Source organism: Nodosilinea sp. LEGE 07088 (assembly GCF_015207395.1).
In the GTDB taxonomy this organism is placed as follows: Bacteria; Cyanobacteriota; Cyanobacteriia; order Phormidesmidales; family Phormidesmidaceae; genus Nodosilinea.
Window position 1 is genome coordinate 1 of sequence record NZ_JADEWX010000147.1, and the last position, 15,228, is coordinate 15,228.

15 protein-coding genes are annotated in these 15,228 nt (G+C 54.7%); 11 read left to right on the plus strand and 4 right to left on the minus strand.

Annotated features, from left to right (window positions below):
• Positions 1 to 140: 140 nt before the first annotated feature.
• Positions 141 to 386: a hypothetical protein gene (locus IQ254_RS23710; protein WP_193968627.1), complete on the minus strand. Its 246-nt coding sequence runs from the start codon at positions 384 to 386 to the stop codon at positions 141 to 143.
• A 403-nt stretch (positions 387 to 789) separates the two neighbouring features.
• Between IQ254_RS23710 and IQ254_RS23715 the strand changes: the two genes are divergently transcribed.
• From IQ254_RS23715 to IQ254_RS23740, 6 genes are all read left to right on the plus strand, one after another.
• Entirely contained in the window at positions 790 to 1,755 is a 966-nt protein-coding gene (locus tag IQ254_RS23715; RefSeq protein ID WP_193968628.1) for a GTP-binding protein, read from the plus strand.
• A 42-nt stretch (positions 1,756 to 1,797) separates the two neighbouring features.
• Complete coding sequence (locus IQ254_RS23720) at positions 1,798 to 2,316, plus strand: DUF1097 domain-containing protein (protein ID WP_193968629.1); 519 nt, start codon at positions 1,798 to 1,800, stop codon at positions 2,314 to 2,316.
• 54 nt (positions 2,317 to 2,370) lie between these two features.
• Positions 2,371 to 3,090 (plus strand): nitrile hydratase subunit beta, encoded by a 720-nt coding sequence (nthB, locus tag IQ254_RS23725; protein WP_193968630.1) that lies wholly within the window; start codon positions 2,371 to 2,373, stop codon positions 3,088 to 3,090.
• 38 nt (positions 3,091 to 3,128) lie between these two features.
• Positions 3,129 to 3,737, plus strand: coding sequence for a nitrile hydratase subunit alpha (nthA, locus tag IQ254_RS23730; protein WP_193968631.1), 609 nt, complete (start codon positions 3,129 to 3,131; stop codon positions 3,735 to 3,737).
• 35 nt (positions 3,738 to 3,772) lie between these two features.
• Complete coding sequence (locus IQ254_RS23735) at positions 3,773 to 4,135, plus strand: nitrile hydratase accessory protein (protein WP_193968632.1); 363 nt, start codon at positions 3,773 to 3,775, stop codon at positions 4,133 to 4,135.
• Positions 4,136 to 4,410: 275 nt separating this feature from the next.
• Positions 4,411 to 5,049, plus strand: coding sequence for a HupE/UreJ family protein (locus tag IQ254_RS23740; protein WP_193968633.1), 639 nt, complete (start codon positions 4,411 to 4,413; stop codon positions 5,047 to 5,049).
• 68 nt (positions 5,050 to 5,117) lie between these two features.
• Here the strand turns inward: IQ254_RS23740 and IQ254_RS23745 are convergent, their stop codons facing one another.
• The 3 genes from IQ254_RS23745 to IQ254_RS23755 form a co-directional block, all read right to left on the minus strand.
• Positions 5,118 to 5,291 carry a DUF4113 domain-containing protein gene (locus tag IQ254_RS23745; protein ID WP_193968634.1) on the minus strand — a complete coding sequence of 58 codons (174 nt, stop codon included), beginning with the start codon at positions 5,289 to 5,291 and terminating at the stop codon, positions 5,118 to 5,120.
• Positions 5,292 to 5,634: 343 nt separating this feature from the next.
• Positions 5,635 to 6,423 (minus strand): DUF4058 family protein, encoded by a 789-nt coding sequence (locus IQ254_RS23750; RefSeq protein WP_193968635.1) that lies wholly within the window; start codon positions 6,421 to 6,423, stop codon positions 5,635 to 5,637.
• Between the two features lie 168 nt (positions 6,424 to 6,591).
• Positions 6,592 to 7,362, minus strand: coding sequence for a hypothetical protein (locus tag IQ254_RS23755; RefSeq protein ID WP_193968641.1), 771 nt, complete (start codon positions 7,360 to 7,362; stop codon positions 6,592 to 6,594).
• A gap of 102 nt (positions 7,363 to 7,464) precedes the next feature.
• Here IQ254_RS23755 and IQ254_RS23760 point away from each other — a divergent pair, with 102 nt between their 5' ends.
• The 5 genes from IQ254_RS23760 (at position 7,465) to IQ254_RS23780 (ending at position 15,007) form a co-directional block, all read left to right on the plus strand.
• Positions 7,465 to 10,758 (plus strand): DUF748 domain-containing protein, encoded by a 3,294-nt coding sequence (locus IQ254_RS23760; RefSeq protein WP_193968636.1) that lies wholly within the window; start codon positions 7,465 to 7,467, stop codon positions 10,756 to 10,758.
• Between the two features lie 112 nt (positions 10,759 to 10,870).
• Positions 10,871 to 11,560: an ATP-dependent Zn protease gene (locus IQ254_RS23765; RefSeq protein ID WP_193968637.1), complete on the plus strand. Its 690-nt coding sequence runs from the start codon at positions 10,871 to 10,873 to the stop codon at positions 11,558 to 11,560.
• Between the two features lie 334 nt (positions 11,561 to 11,894).
• Positions 11,895 to 12,908, plus strand: a complete 1,014-nt coding sequence (locus IQ254_RS23770) for a response regulator (protein ID WP_193968638.1) — start codon at positions 11,895 to 11,897, stop codon at positions 12,906 to 12,908.
• A 13-nt stretch (positions 12,909 to 12,921) separates the two neighbouring features.
• Positions 12,922 to 14,643 (plus strand): PAS domain S-box protein, encoded by a 1,722-nt coding sequence (locus IQ254_RS23775; RefSeq protein WP_193968639.1) that lies wholly within the window; start codon positions 12,922 to 12,924, stop codon positions 14,641 to 14,643.
• Positions 14,636 to 15,007, plus strand: coding sequence for a response regulator (locus IQ254_RS23780; RefSeq protein WP_193968640.1), 372 nt, complete (start codon positions 14,636 to 14,638; stop codon positions 15,005 to 15,007). Before IQ254_RS23775 ends, IQ254_RS23780 begins: the two co-directional genes overlap by 8 nt.
• The last annotated feature ends 221 nt before the right edge of the window (positions 15,008 to 15,228 follow it).

The window sequence follows — 15,228 nt, forward strand, 5'->3', positions numbered from 1 at the left end:
AGTTATGGACCGACTGGGCACTCCAACTGATAGCGCTCAAACCCCATAAACATCGCTATTTTCAGCGTGGTCTCTATGCTCTATCCCTGATGCAGCAAGCTCTTTAGGTACGTTGTCACCCGTTAAGCGTCGAGCGATGCTCAATCTCCAACGCGCTCTGAAGAATGACCGCTTGCTTTAAGCCTTGACCGCCGCGGCAGTGCCCCGTCCGAGTCCGCAGCCGCGTCAACGGGCAGCAGGAGCGGGCCGCAACCCTCGATGAGCCACCGCCGTTCGATAGTGTCATCGAGACTCATCACCACCACTCCATCCGCCGCAAAGGTACTCACCAACAGGGTCAACAACCACACTCGCTGGGAGCACAGGGGCGCAAACGCTATCATCATCTCCATAAATTCCATCGCAGCCAGATCCTCAGACCCTCATCTAAATTCTGCTGGCTGCTTTCCTGGTTGGATCAATAGGTAAAGTCGAGCTAAGAGTTCCTGCTCTTGCAACTGTCTTATGAGACAGTCTCGCAGGATAGTCTTGTTTGGAAGCTAGATTCTTGCTAAATCCATAAAACACTTCTATGAGACTGTCCTGGGAGGAATACAAAAATGTTTTGGTTGATACAACAATTCCTTACTCCTCCCCTAGGATTGATTATCATAGCAACTGACTTAAGACCCACTTAACTTAAGCTTCTATGAATGCCTCTGGGTACTGTTTTATAGGCCAAAATTTTAGAAGCATAGTGTGTCTTAGCTTGGATCTTGTGACGTTTAAATTAGCTGCCTCCTGAAACTCATGAGTTTTAATGCTTCACCAATCCCTGTAAGTGTCATTACTGGATATCTTGGATCGGGAAAGACAACCTTGCTTAATCGTATGCTCACTGAGAAGCATGGCAAAAGAATTGCGATCATCGTCAATGAATTTGGCGAAGTAGGAATTGATAGTCAGCTCGTCATTGATGCTGACGAAGAAATTTTGGAAATGAATAATGGATGCATATGCTGTAGTGTCAGAGGGGACTTAGTTCGAATCTTCGATAATCTCCTAGAAAAGCAAGATAAATTTGACCACTTGGTAATTGAGACGACAGGGTTGGCTGACCCAGCGCCCGTTATTCAATCCTTCTTCGCAGATGAAACGATGAGAACTAAGACCCAGCTAGACGCGGTTATTACAGTCGTTGATTCAAAGCATATTTGGGAGCACTGGGAAAGCGATGAAGCTCAGGAACAAATCGCATTTGCAGATGTGATTCTGCTTAACAAGACTGACTTAGTATCTCCAGATGTTGTAGATGAGCTGGAGCAAAGAGTCCGCGGAATGACAGCCTTTGCCAAGGTCTACAGAACTCAGAATAGTGATATCGAAATGGACTCTGTTCTGGGCATAAAAGCCTTTGATCTGAAACAGGCTCTGCATATAGATCCAGATTTCTTAAATGAAGACACTCATGAGCATGATGAGTCTGTTTTCTCTGTTTCTATTGTTGAAACAGGAAGCGTAGACGGTGAAAAATTCAATCGCTGGATTTATCAACTTCTACAGGATAGAGGGACAGATATTTTCCGTATGAAAGGTATTCTGGACATCGATTTGGAAGATAGGCGTTTCGTCTTTCAGGGAGTTCACATGCTTTTAGATGGCCGGCCGGGACGGGCATGGAAGAACGATGAATTGCGGAGAAATGAACTTGTATTTATTGGTCGAAATTTGTCTGAGATAGAACTTAAAGAAGGGTTTCAGTCTTGTCTTGCCTGACGAGTATTATTTGAATAGTCAACAAAATACAAAGGTCGTTCTATGAAGAAGCTAGATGCGTACAGTGTCAGTATTGGAGTGCTGGGTGCTGTAGATACCTTTCTGACAGCAACAATAATCCTAGTACCAGTTTGGGTTACGTTTATTGCCTGGGCATCTTTCTTTATTTTAGGAGGAAAGTCAGCAGGCTTAAAACAGAGCATTGCATCTAATTTGACAGGTATTGTAATTGCCTCGCTTACTTTGCTTACAATCACGGCATTGGGTGGAAGTCCATTAATTGCTGCCATCTGTGTTGGATTAGGCAGTGCTGCCATGGTTCAAGCATCTAAGGTTCCATTGCTTGTTGCAATCCCTGCAATTGTTTGGGGATTCGCCTCCACGGTTGGAACTACAGTTGCGACAGGGGTTCCTATTACTACAGTTGGCATAACAAATCCAGGTTTAGTAGCCGCAGCGGCAATGATCTTAGGCGGGCTATTTGGCTATCTTTCTGAGTTTTGGGGTGATGCTATGACAACAAGTGAGGTTGCACCTGCAAGAGATCAAACTCGTGTCTAAGTCTTTGGTCTAAAAGTTTGACTTTACTCTAAATGCTTTCGTAGGATGACTGAAATGAAGCTACAACATTACATCGGTGGAATTGAAGGGCTTGAGCCTTCCAGTTTTGAGAAGAAGGTCTTTGTTCAACCTTGGGAAGAGCGCATCTTTGGCATTCACGTTGCCATGATGGGTTTGAGTAGCCATTTGGAGGCTGTAAAGTCTGTCCCGACTAAGTTCAATAGTTTTTGGACTTGGGGACACCTCCGCCAGGGCGCAGAGGGGATGAATCCATTTGACTACTTTAAGTATCGATATTACGAAAAGTGGCTGGGTGGCATTTCTGGGTTCTTTGTGGAATCCGGTTATGTGACAGAAGAGGAGTTGAGCACAAAGACAGAGGCTTATTTAGTAAACTTAGAAGCGCCATTACCAAGTGGTGGTGAGCCAGCCATTGATGCACAAATAATTGAATATCTGAGAGTTGGAGACACACCAGCTTGTGATGTGGAGGCTCAGCCTAAGTTTAAGGTTGGCGATACCGTAACTGTCAGAAATCCTCCTCCTGTTGACCACTGCAAGCTGCCAGGATATTTACGAACAAAGAAAGGTGTTGTTGATCAGGTCTATGAAGGAACCTATAACTACTATTTTCCAACGGGTGATGGAGTAGGTGATCCTATGCCTATCTACAATGTCGTATTTGATTCCCACGACATTTGGGAGAATATTACTGAGCCAAATACAAAAATCTATGTTCAGATTTTTGAGGGTTATCTGGAAGATCCAGAATAGTTTATGAGCATTTTGTTAAGTTTTTTGGGTGACTAGGTATGACTGAGAACGTTGATCGCGAAACATATAGTGCTGCTCGTGTTAGAGCGCTAGAGTCTCTTTTGATTGAAAAAGGAATTATCACTGGTGAGACCGTCGATAAAGTGATTGATTTCTTTGAAAAGGATATGGGGCCATTTAATGGGGCCAGGATTGTTGCTAAAGCTTGGGTTGATCCAGAGTTTAAGGAACGTTTGCTAGCAGATACTCCTTCAGCAATTGCTGAATTAAGCTTCCCCCGGGGCATGGCGGGTGCGGAAGGAGAAAATATGGCGGCTGTAGCTAACACACCTGAAGTTCACAACTTAATCGTCTGTACGATGTGCTCTTGCTATCCTTGGCCTGTTTTAGGTTTGCCACCTTATTGGTTTAAAGATCCTACATTCCGAGCTAGAGCTATCCGAGAACCCCGGAAGGTTCTTAAAGAATTTGGGCTAGATATCGATGAGTCTAAAGAAGTTAAGGTTTGGGATACTAGTGCTCAAATTCGTTGGTTTGTCCTCCCAGAGCGTCCAGATGGCACTGAGGGTTGGACTGAGGAGCAGCTAGCCGCTATTGTTACGCCTGAATCGATGCAGGGTGCGGCCAAGGTTGCTGTACCTGCTTAATAACAAGGCTAAGTGAATGAAAGGACTGAAAAGCTATGCAAATTAAATTTGAGCAGTTCGCCGCAACCAGTATGCTTGGCAGCCCAGACTCCCCACCCCGAGACAATGGAGAAATTTTATTCCAAAGACATTGGGAAGGTCGTGCCTTTGGAATGGCGATTGCTTTGTCTAAGAAAGGACATTACGAGTGGGAAGACTTTCGGCAAGGGCTCATAGCATCAATTGCTGAGTGGGAAGCGACTCACTGTAAGGATGACCCAGATTGGGATTATTATCTGCGCTGGCTCTCTTCCCTAGAAAGTTTAGTTCTTGAGTCTAGTCTTGTTAGCGAAGAAGAGCTAGAAGAACGAACTCGTCTGATGTTAGCTGAAGCTGATACAGCTTTACCCCAAAGCTAACTAGTTCTTGCTACCCAATGCCTTTGGCCTAGCTTTTTTGTAACCGTCCCCTGAGCGGAGTTGAAGGGGACATCCTGCATGGGTTTTGGCTTTCTTCCTTTGGGAGACGCAGGGCGAACGACTTCGCTCAGCCGGCATAGTCCTAGGGACGCTTACGCTTTTTTCTATTTCTCAAATGCTCTCAACTTTTTAGATAAGTTGTTTGCTATTTCAGTAGTTTGCTTTCAACCAATCCAATTGTGAGGAATTCAGAAATGACATCAAGGATATCTGGCATGGAAAGCTGGGCAAGATTTAGTCTTAGTAATGCTGTAAAATCTTTAGCGATCTTCTCTATTCTGCTGAGTCTAGCCTTCCCTGCTGATGCTCATCATCCCTCTGGAGGCGAGATTTCTACCACCTTTTTAGAAGGTTTTTTATCAGGACTTGGACACCCTGTAATTGGCTTTGATCATTTAATTTTTGTTATTTCTATAGGTTTGTTGGCGTCAACAGTTGCCAGAGGATTTTGGATTCCTATTGCGTTTGTCTCAACGGCTCTTATGGGAACAGGACTGCATCTAATGCTGGTGGATATGCCTATGGTTGAAGTTATTATTTCCGCCTCGGTGCTCGTCTCTGGTATCCTATTGGCAAAATTGGAAAAGCCTAATACAGCTCTTCTCGCAGTCCTGGCTAGTGTTGCCGGACTATTTCATGGCTATGCCTATGGAGAGGCTATCATTGGAGCCACAGCTGTTCCTCTAACCGCTTATCTGATTGGGTTTACTTTAATCCAGGCTGTCATTGCTCTAAGTGCCTATAAGGTAGCAGCAATAGTTCAGAGGTCTAGTGTTGTTCGCCCTAATTTTCTACGTTTTGCTGGGTTCATCGCGATAGGATCTGGAATGGCCTTTTTAGCAGCTAGCTTCTAAAACAATTGTTTAGTCTATTTTTTCTAAATGGGCTGGAAGCATAGCCTTCTAGCTCATTATTCTATGTTTTAATTTGACTTGCTGCTTTGCATAAAGCGTATTGCCTTCACAGTTGGAATCTCGCTCCAGTGGGTGGTGTAGCGCTGAGAGAAACACTCTGACCGCATCGCCCAGGTGGGCTTGAGGCCCATTGCCCCTAGCTCTGCGGCCAGGTGGCTAAAGGAACGCGAGACAATCCGCATGGTGACGGGGGCGGCTGCGGCCAATCCTACGAAGTTTCACTGGCCCGATTTTAGAAAGCCCTATAACCAGCGATCGCGATCGCGAATATCGACCAGCTTCAGCTCTAGATTTTCGATCACGAACAGCGGCAAATTGGGATTGCCCGTTGCCAAGGTTGTCGTTGGGTCAGTCAACAGACTGATACTGAATCGTCCCAGTCTGCACCGGTCAGTATTTCTTGGCGCTTGCGAGACTCGAGGTTAGGGCGAAACGTCAGGATGGGTGCATTTAAGTTGGCCACATTGCTGGGTAGGGTAGGAAATCCTCGGCGGGGGCCATCTCCCCGTTGATCTAAAACAATCACTACCTCAGACACCCCGTCCTTTCAAGCCACTTTCTCGCCCACTCAGCATCCTCTGGGCCTAACGGCGGCACTGGAACCTGAGAGTAGTCAATGACCAGACCATAGCCCGAGCGATCGTAGATGCCATCCAGCAGGGCCTTCAAATCTACAACAGGCACCTCATCCTCCGGTTGCAGGGGCAACCCAAAGCAAGGGATAGCATCTGCCAAATTAAAGCCATACCAGTTTGCCTGGGGCCGCAGCTCCTGGGGGCTCACCAAAATGCCATAGGTCGAAGGGCCAGCCTCCTCGGGGCTCACCAACGGCAACCACTGTCGCAGCAGGTCAATTTCAACAAAGTTGCACGGGCTGCTAAGCAGTGTGGCTCGTTTTGTTTCATACTCTAACCGCCCCCGGCCTGGTCGCTTGTTGGTCGGCGACAACACCTCAACCGCCGTAATCACCTGGCTCGTCGCAATCTCTCGAATTTCTAAATAGCCCTGGCGAATCGTTTCAGGAATGCTCAGCGTCACGGTGACGGCATCGGCAGGGCGCAGCGCGGTAGCGACAGTCCCTGTCATTTGGGCGCGCTGTTGCTGACGTTGCCCCACCGAAACATCGGGAGCCCCCACCAAAATAGAATCCTGGCTATCGACCTGGTACACCCGCTCCTCGACCAAAACCTGATACTTAGGCAGCAGCTTGGGAGCCAGGTCATCGGCGATCGCCGTGATCAAGCGGTGGTGGATATTAGGCCACGCCCTAGGATGCTCTAGGTAAGGATCCATGCCAGGAAACGGGGAAGGCATCGGTAAGGTCCAGGGATGGAAGCTTGTTCTCAGTGTAATTCAAGAATCTGGCCCCTATGGGTTTGCCCGGTTATCTGAATGCGTTCTGGCAGAGATAACGTCCTAGGCTACAAGAGCCACGAGTCCCAACCCAGAATTTTTCCCCCTTCATCCTTCATCCTTCATCCTTCATCCCTTCTCCCGCAGCGATCGCCGCGCCAGCTTGCTATAGGTCTTCGCTGTCTCGTAGGGAATCTCCAGATCGTCTGCGATCGCTTGCAGCGAGTCGCCCAGTTCCCGTCGGGCCAAAACCGTCGCCCAGGTTTCCGCCGAGTCTTGGGCACGGTGGCCCCCGGTACGCTTCTTTTGGTTGACGAAATAGGTGGTGAGTTCGTCAATGCGATCGGCCAGTAGCCGCTGAGCAGCAGGCATTTCCTGGGGTGTTGCCTGGCTCAGGTGCCAGCCCAACCGCGTTTGCCCCAAGCCAAAGGTCGTCTTGTGCCCCGTGCCGCAGTAGGGCGCATAGTGCCCCAGGGTATAAAACAGCTGCACATACTCGGGGTTATCGTTGGCTTTTGCCCCTAGCCCATGGAATACATTCCTCGACCAGGGCAGCGGCAGGTGATGGCCCTGGCGGCGAAAACTGGTCGGGCTCACAAAGGTCAAGCTCAGGCTGCGACCTGGCTCTACCGCTGCCAGCTTGGCATAGGTGGTGGTGGCCTGGGCCAGGCTCACCTGCTGAATTTGCAGCGGCGCGTCCTTGAGATCAACTACCTCGGGCGAGTGTTTGAGCCACTTGGCCAGGCCCGACGACGACAGAGGTTGGCTCCCTCGACAGTCGGGCAATACAGATAATTTAGGCTGCCCTAACACCTGAAGAAAGACCCTGGCTAAGACGGAGAGTTTCACCTGGCGATGAGCCTGTAGCAATAGCAACAGCACCTCTAAGGTCAAAATCACCCGTTCAGGGTGTTAGAACTGGTAGCCCAGAGTTCAAATAACTTTACGGTTTTATCGAGATGTTGTTGATACCCTTGTCGGCTGTTCTGTCGCGCCAACGCAATGTCTCTAGCCTCCCCTAATCTGCCTGGCTACTGCCCAGGCTTGTGGCTCAAAATAGCAACTAAGGTCGCCGTTCCCGGTGCTCTATTGGGGGCCGTACTAGGTGGCGTACTAGTTCTACAAAATATCCATGAAAAAGTAGAGCAAACAATCTCAGAAAGCCTGGGGCGATCGGTTCAATTGGGAAACTGGCGCGGCATCTCACCTCGGGGGGTTTGGCTGGGGACTACGATCATCTCTGCGGGCGTGCCTAACGATCTAGCAGGGCAAGTGGAGGCTGTCGTCATCAACCTTGACTGGGGTGCCCTGCTGCGCCAACAAGACCTGCGGGCTGCGGTGACTCTGGTGCAGCCCGATGTTTGGATGGTGCTGCCTGGGCTGGAGAGTGACCTGGGGTCTATGCCAGATGGGCTAAAGGTGGGCACTTTGTCTGGCCCGATCGCCGCCCCGATCGCCGCCCCGATCGCCGCATTAGAGACCCTGCACATTGAAGATGGTACGTTGACGCTGCGGAGCAGCCCCAATCAGGCCGCCGCGCTTCCCTCGCTAACTGTTGAGGCGTTACAGGCTACCGTTTACCGGCCACTGGCCCCGGCACCCATCACCTTTGCTATGGCAGGGCAGCTGGGGCAGGGCAGCTTTCGAGCCAGGGGCACAGTGGCGGGCGGGCTGCGATCGCTGTGGATGACGGCTGAAACCGAGAACTTTCCCCTGGACAGCTTAAATCTGGTGCTGCCGCCCACTGCCCCTATTCGCTCGGGCACCCTCGACGGCAATCTGTCTTTGAACGGTCTCAATACCGATGCCCCACAGCTGTCTGGCACTGCGACAGTGCAGGCGGGACACCTGCAGCTGGGGCAATCGTCAGCGCCGATCGATAGCCTGCAAAGCACCCTGACCGTTGCCAACCAGGGCCTCACCCTGACCGACACCCAGCTGCAGCTGGGGCCGATGACGCTGACGGTGGTCGGCAAGCTCGACCGGCAGACGGGCTACGATCTGCGGGCCGAGACCTCGACAGTGGCCGAGACCGACCTGCGGACCATTGTGGGCGATCGCCTGCCGCTGGCTGATGCTCCCTGGCAGGGCATAGTGCAGATTACTGGGTCAGTGCAGGAGCCAATGGTGGGATTTTTGCCCGATTCAACCCTGGCTCCACCGGGCCGTTTTACCCTGGATCTGGGGGTGCTGGGTCTGTCCCAGGGCTTGCAAACCCTAGGCCTACCCGCCCGCGACTGGATTGGCCCGATTGAGGGGGCGACCTACCAGTTTGGCGGCGATGGGGCCTGGTTTACCCTCAGCGATGGCACCGTTGTGCCACCGCTGTCGGAGGCGGCCTACCGGCAGGCCAGCCGCAGTCTGGGCAGCGGCTTGAGCCCCGCCCTCGATCGCAAGTTTTTTTGGCTTTTGCAAACCAACCCCTACATCACCGCCATTGCGGCCGACCTGGCCCAGGGAAGGCTGGGGGCCTACCGGCAGGGCAACCGCTTCGACACCGATCGCTTCTTTTTAGACTATTTTCTGCCGGTGTATGCCGAGTCGAGCCGGGCGGCGGGGCTAGACCCCGGCGAAGCCCTGTGGATGCTCGATCACTCCCTGCGCACCCTGCACGATCCGCTGCTGCGCCAGCCCAACGCCCAGCCAATTACCTCGGGGTCGGGGCGGGTGGGTTCCTTTTGGGCCGACGAACAACTGCTGTCGATGCAGCAGCTGCTGGCGCGCCCGCTGCTGGCTAAGCCCGGTAAGACGGGGCACCTGGCTCGGTTGGCCGTGCTCAAGCACCTCGATACATCGACGACCCTGGGCAGCCGACAGCTGTCGAGCACGCCGGAGGTGATGGCCAAACTTCCCAATGTCACCGTGGGGGCTGAGGAGGGGGCGATCGCCCTGGCCCTGGGCATGATGAGGATTCACGGGGAGGGCATCTACCCTGAGCCGCTGCGATCGCTGGCGGCCTCCATCGAGCAAAACGAGCTCGATAAACACGCCCTGCGATCGACCATCACCGCCCAGATGCGATCGCTGGCCACCGCCCAGACGGCGGCTCTGGGGTTTGCGCTGCAGCAGTTTACCGATCGCGACTGGGCGACTGTGGGCATGGGAAAGCGTCTGTTCCCTGGGGGGGCGGCTCACCTCAACGGCAGCAATACCCTGTCGGTGATGGTCTCGCGCCAGGAGAAGGCGGGCTACAGCCTGGAGCAGGCCTACCAGAACAGCCGGCTGCTGCTGCTGGCGATGGTGTCTGGGGCGGCTCAACAGCCCAAGGGCGGTGACATTCTCTACGCCGTTCTGAAAGACCACGCCTTTAGTCCGCGCTTTTGGCAAATTTTGGCCCAAAAGGAGCCGGTTTTATCGGCCCAGCTGGGGGCGATCGCGGCCGATATCAGGGCCTACAGGCAGCTGGCTCAGCAGGGAGCAGGCCTGCACGAAGCTTTCTACACCACCCTGGTCACCACCCACCAGGATATTGGCGTGAGCGCCGCTCTGAAGCAGGCCGTAGGCTTTCAGGCCCACCTGGGCCGCTTACTCGACCAGGCCTTTACCCCCACCGACCCTGGCGACCGACGCTATCGTACCTTTCGCCGCAGTCTGGCGATCTATCTCAGAGAAGCTCCAGATATCTCAGTCTACGGCGGGACTGAGGCATCGCTACGTCTCTACGGCCAGGAGACCCTCAACGTGCAGGAACTCGTGGCCGTCGATGGGGCCGACGCTCCCCGCATTCGCGCCCTGGCCCGGCTGTATCACGAGGCCCTGGGTAGCGGCTTGATTACCGAATGGGATGTGGCTGGGTTTCAGCGGATTTTGCTGACGGGGGCTCTGCTGGCCGCCGGGGTAGAGCGTTCTGCCCTACCGGTGGCGCTCCAGGGGGTGGGCTTCCCCAGCCCCGAGTTTCGCCGCGACCTGCTGTTTGTGGTGGGCGGCGAAGGCATTCAAATCGAAGCGACGCGGCTGGGAGTGCAGGCCCACGACCACCGGGTGAGCTTTCAGCCCATAGCCCGCCCTCAGTACCGATCGCCGCCGCTGAATGGCGCTGATGCCGCCAGCTGCCCGAGTGAACCCTACATAGCGGCGATCGCCCTGGGGGCCGCCGCCGCCTTTGTTTGGGATGCCGATGCTCAGCGGGTCATACTGCGCCGGGGCAGTACCCGCTGCCCCCTGCTCGCCGACTGGACGACGCTGTTCTTTCCGGCCCTGCTGCAGAGCGTGGCGATTGAGCACTCCGAGGCCGGTCGCGATCGCCTGCAAGACCAGCTCCAAACCGCCAGGCAGCTAGAGGCGGGGATCTTTTGAGCCCCTGGCTCCAGCGCCCTATCCCCGCTACCCCTATCCCCGCTACCATAGAGCAACGCCGCCTGTATCAGAGCCCTCTAGGCTCGGGCGATCGCTATCTGCTGGAGACTCCATGCGCGACACCACCCTCAACACCATTGCCATCGTCGTTTTTGGGGTCACCATGGCCAGCCTGCTGGGGCCGCTGATCAACCTGTCACCAGCGGTAGTGGCGGTGTTTGTGGCCGTGGGGCTGGCGGTGTTTAGCGTCGATCAGCTGGGGCTGAGCGGTCGCATTGGCGATATTTTGATGGATACAGTGGCCTGGGCCTCACCCGCACATCGCCAGCGGGTGCTGCACCACGAGGCGGGGCATTTTTTGGCGGCGGTGTTGCTCGACATTCCGGTCGAGGCCTACACCCTCAACACCTGGGAAGCCTGGAAACAGGGCATTCCTGGCCAGGGGGGCGTGGTGTTTGGCCCCGGCGACCCAGCCGCCCTGGCGCGCCTTACCCCCCAGAGCATTGACCGCTACTGCCAGGTGTGGATGGCGGGCATTGCCGCCGAGCAAATGGTCTACGGCGATGCTGAGGGCGGCGACAACGACATGCAAGCGCTGGGTTTGTTTTGGAGCGCCCTGGGGCGATCGCCCGCCGAAGCCAAACTCAAACAGCGCTGGGCTGCTCTCCAGGCCAAGACCCTGCTCGAAAAGCACCGCCATGCCTTCGATGCCTTAGTGGTGGCCATGGGCGATCGTGCGCCCGTCGCCACTTGCTATGAGGCGATCGCCCAATATCGACTGCCGCTAGCAGCGGTTACCTAGAACGCCGGTACAGAAACCCGGTTTCTCGGCCAGAATGCCAGTCATGCCGTTAGGGCAGCGACAAATAAACCGGGTTTTTAGCCATACTGTACCGGTGCTCTAGGCCGACCTCTAACCCCAATACCGCCGAGCTCTGGGCACAACCCTTTTGCACAGTGCCCTTAGAGACTGCCCTTAGAGCCTATCGGTTTTGCCAGTTTCTGCCTGGGTAGGCGGTTAAGGGTTTGCCCGGTTATTGGCTGTTGAGGGGGATTGAAGTGATCGACTGGAGGCCAGTATTGTATAGGGCGATGTAGCTGCGGCGATATCAATTCTCCTTGAGCACGTTTGGACGATGAAGATTCTTTTAGTCGAAGACGATTCATTGATTAGTGATTGGTTAATCGGTACGCTGTCGGCCCATCGCTATACGGTGGATGCGATCGCCGATGGGGCCGCAGGCTTAGATATGGCCCTGTGCTGGCCCTACGATCTGGTGATTCTAGACTGGGTGCTGCCATCCCTAGATGGGCCAGAGGTGTGCCGTCGCCTGCGCGCCCAGGGTAGCCACACCCCGATTTTAATGCTGACGGTGAAAGGGGCCAGCGACGACATTGTGGCCGGGCTCGATGCCGGAGCTGACGACTATCTAGCCAAGACCGGCGACGCCTCTCAACTGTTAGCTCGTGTACGGGCGTTGCTGCGCCGCAACCAGGGTGTCGCCTCACCGCTGCTGACCTGGGGAGAGCTGTGCCTCGACCCGGCCCTGACCCAAGTCACCTGCCAGCAGCGCCCGGTTGCCTGTCGCCCCAAAGAATATGAATTGCTAGAGCTGTTTATGCGCTATCCTCAGCGGCTGCTGACCCGCAGCGCCATTATCGACCACCTCTGGCCCATGGATGACACCCCGGTAGACGGCTCGGTCACCAACCTGATTAAAGATCTGCGTCAGCGGCTCAAGGGGGCCGGGTTGGTCGCCAACCCCATTGAAACGGTGTACGGGTTGGGCTATCGCCTCCGGCCCGCCCCTCAGGGAGATAGCGAGCCGTTACCATCGGCCCCAGCCCGGCTGGAGGGAGTCATGCAGCAGGCGACTCAGCGGTTCCAGACCGCCCTAGAGCAGCGGCTCAAAATTTTAGAGTCGGCCATTGAGGCCGTGGAAAACGACCACCTCAGCCTCCAGCAGCGGCAGCTAGCTCAGACCGAAGTGCATAAGCTGGCAGGCGGGTTAGCGCTATTTGGCTATACCCAGGCGGCGGCGGTGGCCGAAGATCTAGAAGCCCTGCTAAGTAGCTCCCAGCAGCCCCCACCGCTACGTGAGCTGGCCCAACGCTTGTCTGACCTCAAGCGATCGCTGACCTTGCCCTGATTTGAGTAGCGTCGTGGTGATTCCTATCTCTCAGCTCTGCGGCTTAGTCTCTGGCTTGTCCCTCACCTGGGGCTCAGAAACTAGGCCTGACTGGTGGCTAAGCGAGGTGCTGCCCCTAGGGATGGTGATCCTCGGATCACTGATGAGCGGGGCGTTACTGGCGATGGGGCTGGCCCGGCGGGGGTTGGGCTGCGGTGCTCAGGTTGACCTCGGAGCCCTCAACGCGGCTCAACGCGCCCTCCAAGCCAGTGAAACCCGCTTTCAGCAGCTGGCTGAGGCTGTAGAGGAGGGGTTTTTTGTCTACGAAACCACAACGGCGCATTATTCCTACGTCAACTCAGCCTATTGGACTATTCGGGGCTGTGCTCCCGATCGCAACCCTGACAGCATAGAGCAGTGGATATCACGCATTCACCCCGACGATCGCCCCCGCATAGAGGCCGCCCTAGACCGCGAACAACAGGGCGAACCCTTTGACCAGGAGTATCGCTACACCACCCCTGCGGGCGAGCTGCGCTGGCTGCGATCGAAGGCGTTTCCCCTCTGCAATGAAGTCGGTAAGGTGGTGCGCATTGTCGGCACCGTGGAGAATATTAGCGAACGCAAGCAGGTCGAAGCTGCCCTGCGCCAGAGTGAGACGCTGTTTCGTCGGGCCTTTGACGATATTCCCGTGGGGGTAACGCTGGTGTCAGCCATGGGGCGGTTTATTAAAGCCAATACCTACTTTTGCGACCTGGTTGGCTACACCCTGGCAGAACTGCTGGAGCTGACCTTTCCAGAGATTACCCATGCCGAAGATCTAGACGCTGCCCTGGCTGGATTTAGACAGATTGTCATGGGTCAGGTGAGTTCGTCGCAGATGAACAAACGATACCTAGACAAGCAGGGTAAGACGATTCCAGTGTTTATCCATGCCGCCCCGGTTTTTGATCCGGAGGGAGATTTTTTATATTGTGTCGCCTATGTTCAGGACCAGCGTGAGCAGCAGAGAATCGATCGCATGAAAGACGATTTTATTTCGGTGGTGAGCCACGAGCTGCGGACCCCGATCACCGCTATTCAGGGGGCGCTGGTGCTGCTGGGAGCGGGGGTCTATGGGGGCCGTCCCGAAAAAGCCCAGCACATGCTCAATATCGCCATCAACAACAGCGATCGCCTGGTGCACCTGGTCGATGATATCCTCAGCTTTGAGCGCCTAGAGTCGGGGCAGGTACAGCTCGAAAAAGAAGTCTGCCAGGTCGCGCGGCTGATGTATCAGGCGATCGATAGCGTGCAGCCCATGGCCGATCAGGCGGGCATCACCCTATTGCTCACCCCTTTTAGCACCGTCCTGTGGGCTGCCCCCGATGCCCTGCTACAGGTGTTTACCAATCTGCTCAGCAACGCGATCAAGTTTTCGCCATCGGGGGCAACCGTGTGGCTGAAGGCTAAAGAGTGGGAGGTAGGGAGCCTCGCTCAGCCAGTCAGCCACAGCGCCCCCTCTACCCATATTCTTTTCACTGTTCAAGACCTTGGGCGCGGCATTCCGGCTGAGAAGCTGGCGCTGATCTTCGACCAGTTTCAGCAGGTAGATGCCTCCGACTCCCGCCAGCGGGGCGGCACTGGTCTGGGGTTGGCCATTTGCAAACGCATTGTGCAGCAGCACCAGGGCCATATTTGGGTCGAAAGTGAGGTAGGCCAGGGCAGCACCTTCTATGTCGCCCTGCCCATCAAGGAATACACCTCCCATGACTAAATGCCTGTTGATTGTGGATGACGAAGACGACATTCGCGACATCGTTCAGGCGGCGCTGGAAGAGCTGGGCGGCTGGCAGACCCTGGGCGCAACTTCTGGGGCCGAGGGCCTGCGGCTGGCCCAGAAGGGGGCGATCGACGCTATTCTGCTCGATATTTCAATGCCCGATATGGATGGCTTTGAGCTATACGACCGACTCCGCAACCATCCCGTTACCGAGGCTATGCCGGTGATTGTGCTGACGTCTAAGGTGTTGGCCCGCGATCGCGCCCGGTTTACCACCCTCGATATTGCGGGGGTGATCACTAAACCCTTTAACCCGCTGACCTTAGCCCGGCAGATTGCTGACCTGCTGAAGTGGTAGCTGTAGCTTGACTCAACCGGCATTCAGGATTCAGGGTAAACCGTTACCAAACAGAGCTGTCGCCTTTTCCTATGAGTTTCCTATAGTATTCCTCTAAGTAGCTAGGCGCAATTAAATATAAAACGTTCCAGCGGATAATCACCGGCTTTACTGCGGGCTTCCATGCCGTCAATGACGGTCATGGCTAAGTCATATTCATTATCAAACATCTGGCCCGCAAT

Bases quoted from the DNA above. Each gene is read 5' to 3' on its own strand.
- IQ254_RS23710 (WP_193968627.1), bottom strand. From the start codon at position 386: ATGATGATAGCGTTTGCGCCCCTGTGCTCCCAGCGAGTGTGGTTGTTG.
- IQ254_RS23715 (WP_193968628.1), top strand. From the start codon at position 790: ATGAGTTTTAATGCTTCACCAATCCCTGTAAGTGTCATTACTGGATAT.
- IQ254_RS23720 (WP_193968629.1), top strand. From the start codon at position 1,798: ATGAAGAAGCTAGATGCGTACAGTGTCAGTATTGGAGTGCTGGGTGCT.
- nthB (WP_193968630.1), top strand. From the start codon at position 2,371: ATGAAGCTACAACATTACATCGGTGGAATTGAAGGGCTTGAGCCTTCC.
- nthA (WP_193968631.1), top strand. From the start codon at position 3,129: ATGACTGAGAACGTTGATCGCGAAACATATAGTGCTGCTCGTGTTAGA.
- IQ254_RS23735 (WP_193968632.1), top strand. From the start codon at position 3,773: ATGCAAATTAAATTTGAGCAGTTCGCCGCAACCAGTATGCTTGGCAGC.
- IQ254_RS23740 (WP_193968633.1), top strand. From the start codon at position 4,411: ATGGAAAGCTGGGCAAGATTTAGTCTTAGTAATGCTGTAAAATCTTTA.
- IQ254_RS23745 (WP_193968634.1), bottom strand. From the start codon at position 5,291: ATGCGGATTGTCTCGCGTTCCTTTAGCCACCTGGCCGCAGAGCTAGGG.
- IQ254_RS23750 (WP_193968635.1), bottom strand. From the start codon at position 6,423: ATGCCTTCCCCGTTTCCTGGCATGGATCCTTACCTAGAGCATCCTAGG.
- IQ254_RS23760 (WP_193968636.1), top strand. From the start codon at position 7,465: ATGTCTCTAGCCTCCCCTAATCTGCCTGGCTACTGCCCAGGCTTGTGG.
- IQ254_RS23765 (WP_193968637.1), top strand. From the start codon at position 10,871: ATGCGCGACACCACCCTCAACACCATTGCCATCGTCGTTTTTGGGGTC.
- IQ254_RS23770 (WP_193968638.1), top strand. From the start codon at position 11,895: ATGAAGATTCTTTTAGTCGAAGACGATTCATTGATTAGTGATTGGTTA.
- IQ254_RS23780 (WP_193968640.1), top strand. From the start codon at position 14,636: ATGACTAAATGCCTGTTGATTGTGGATGACGAAGACGACATTCGCGAC.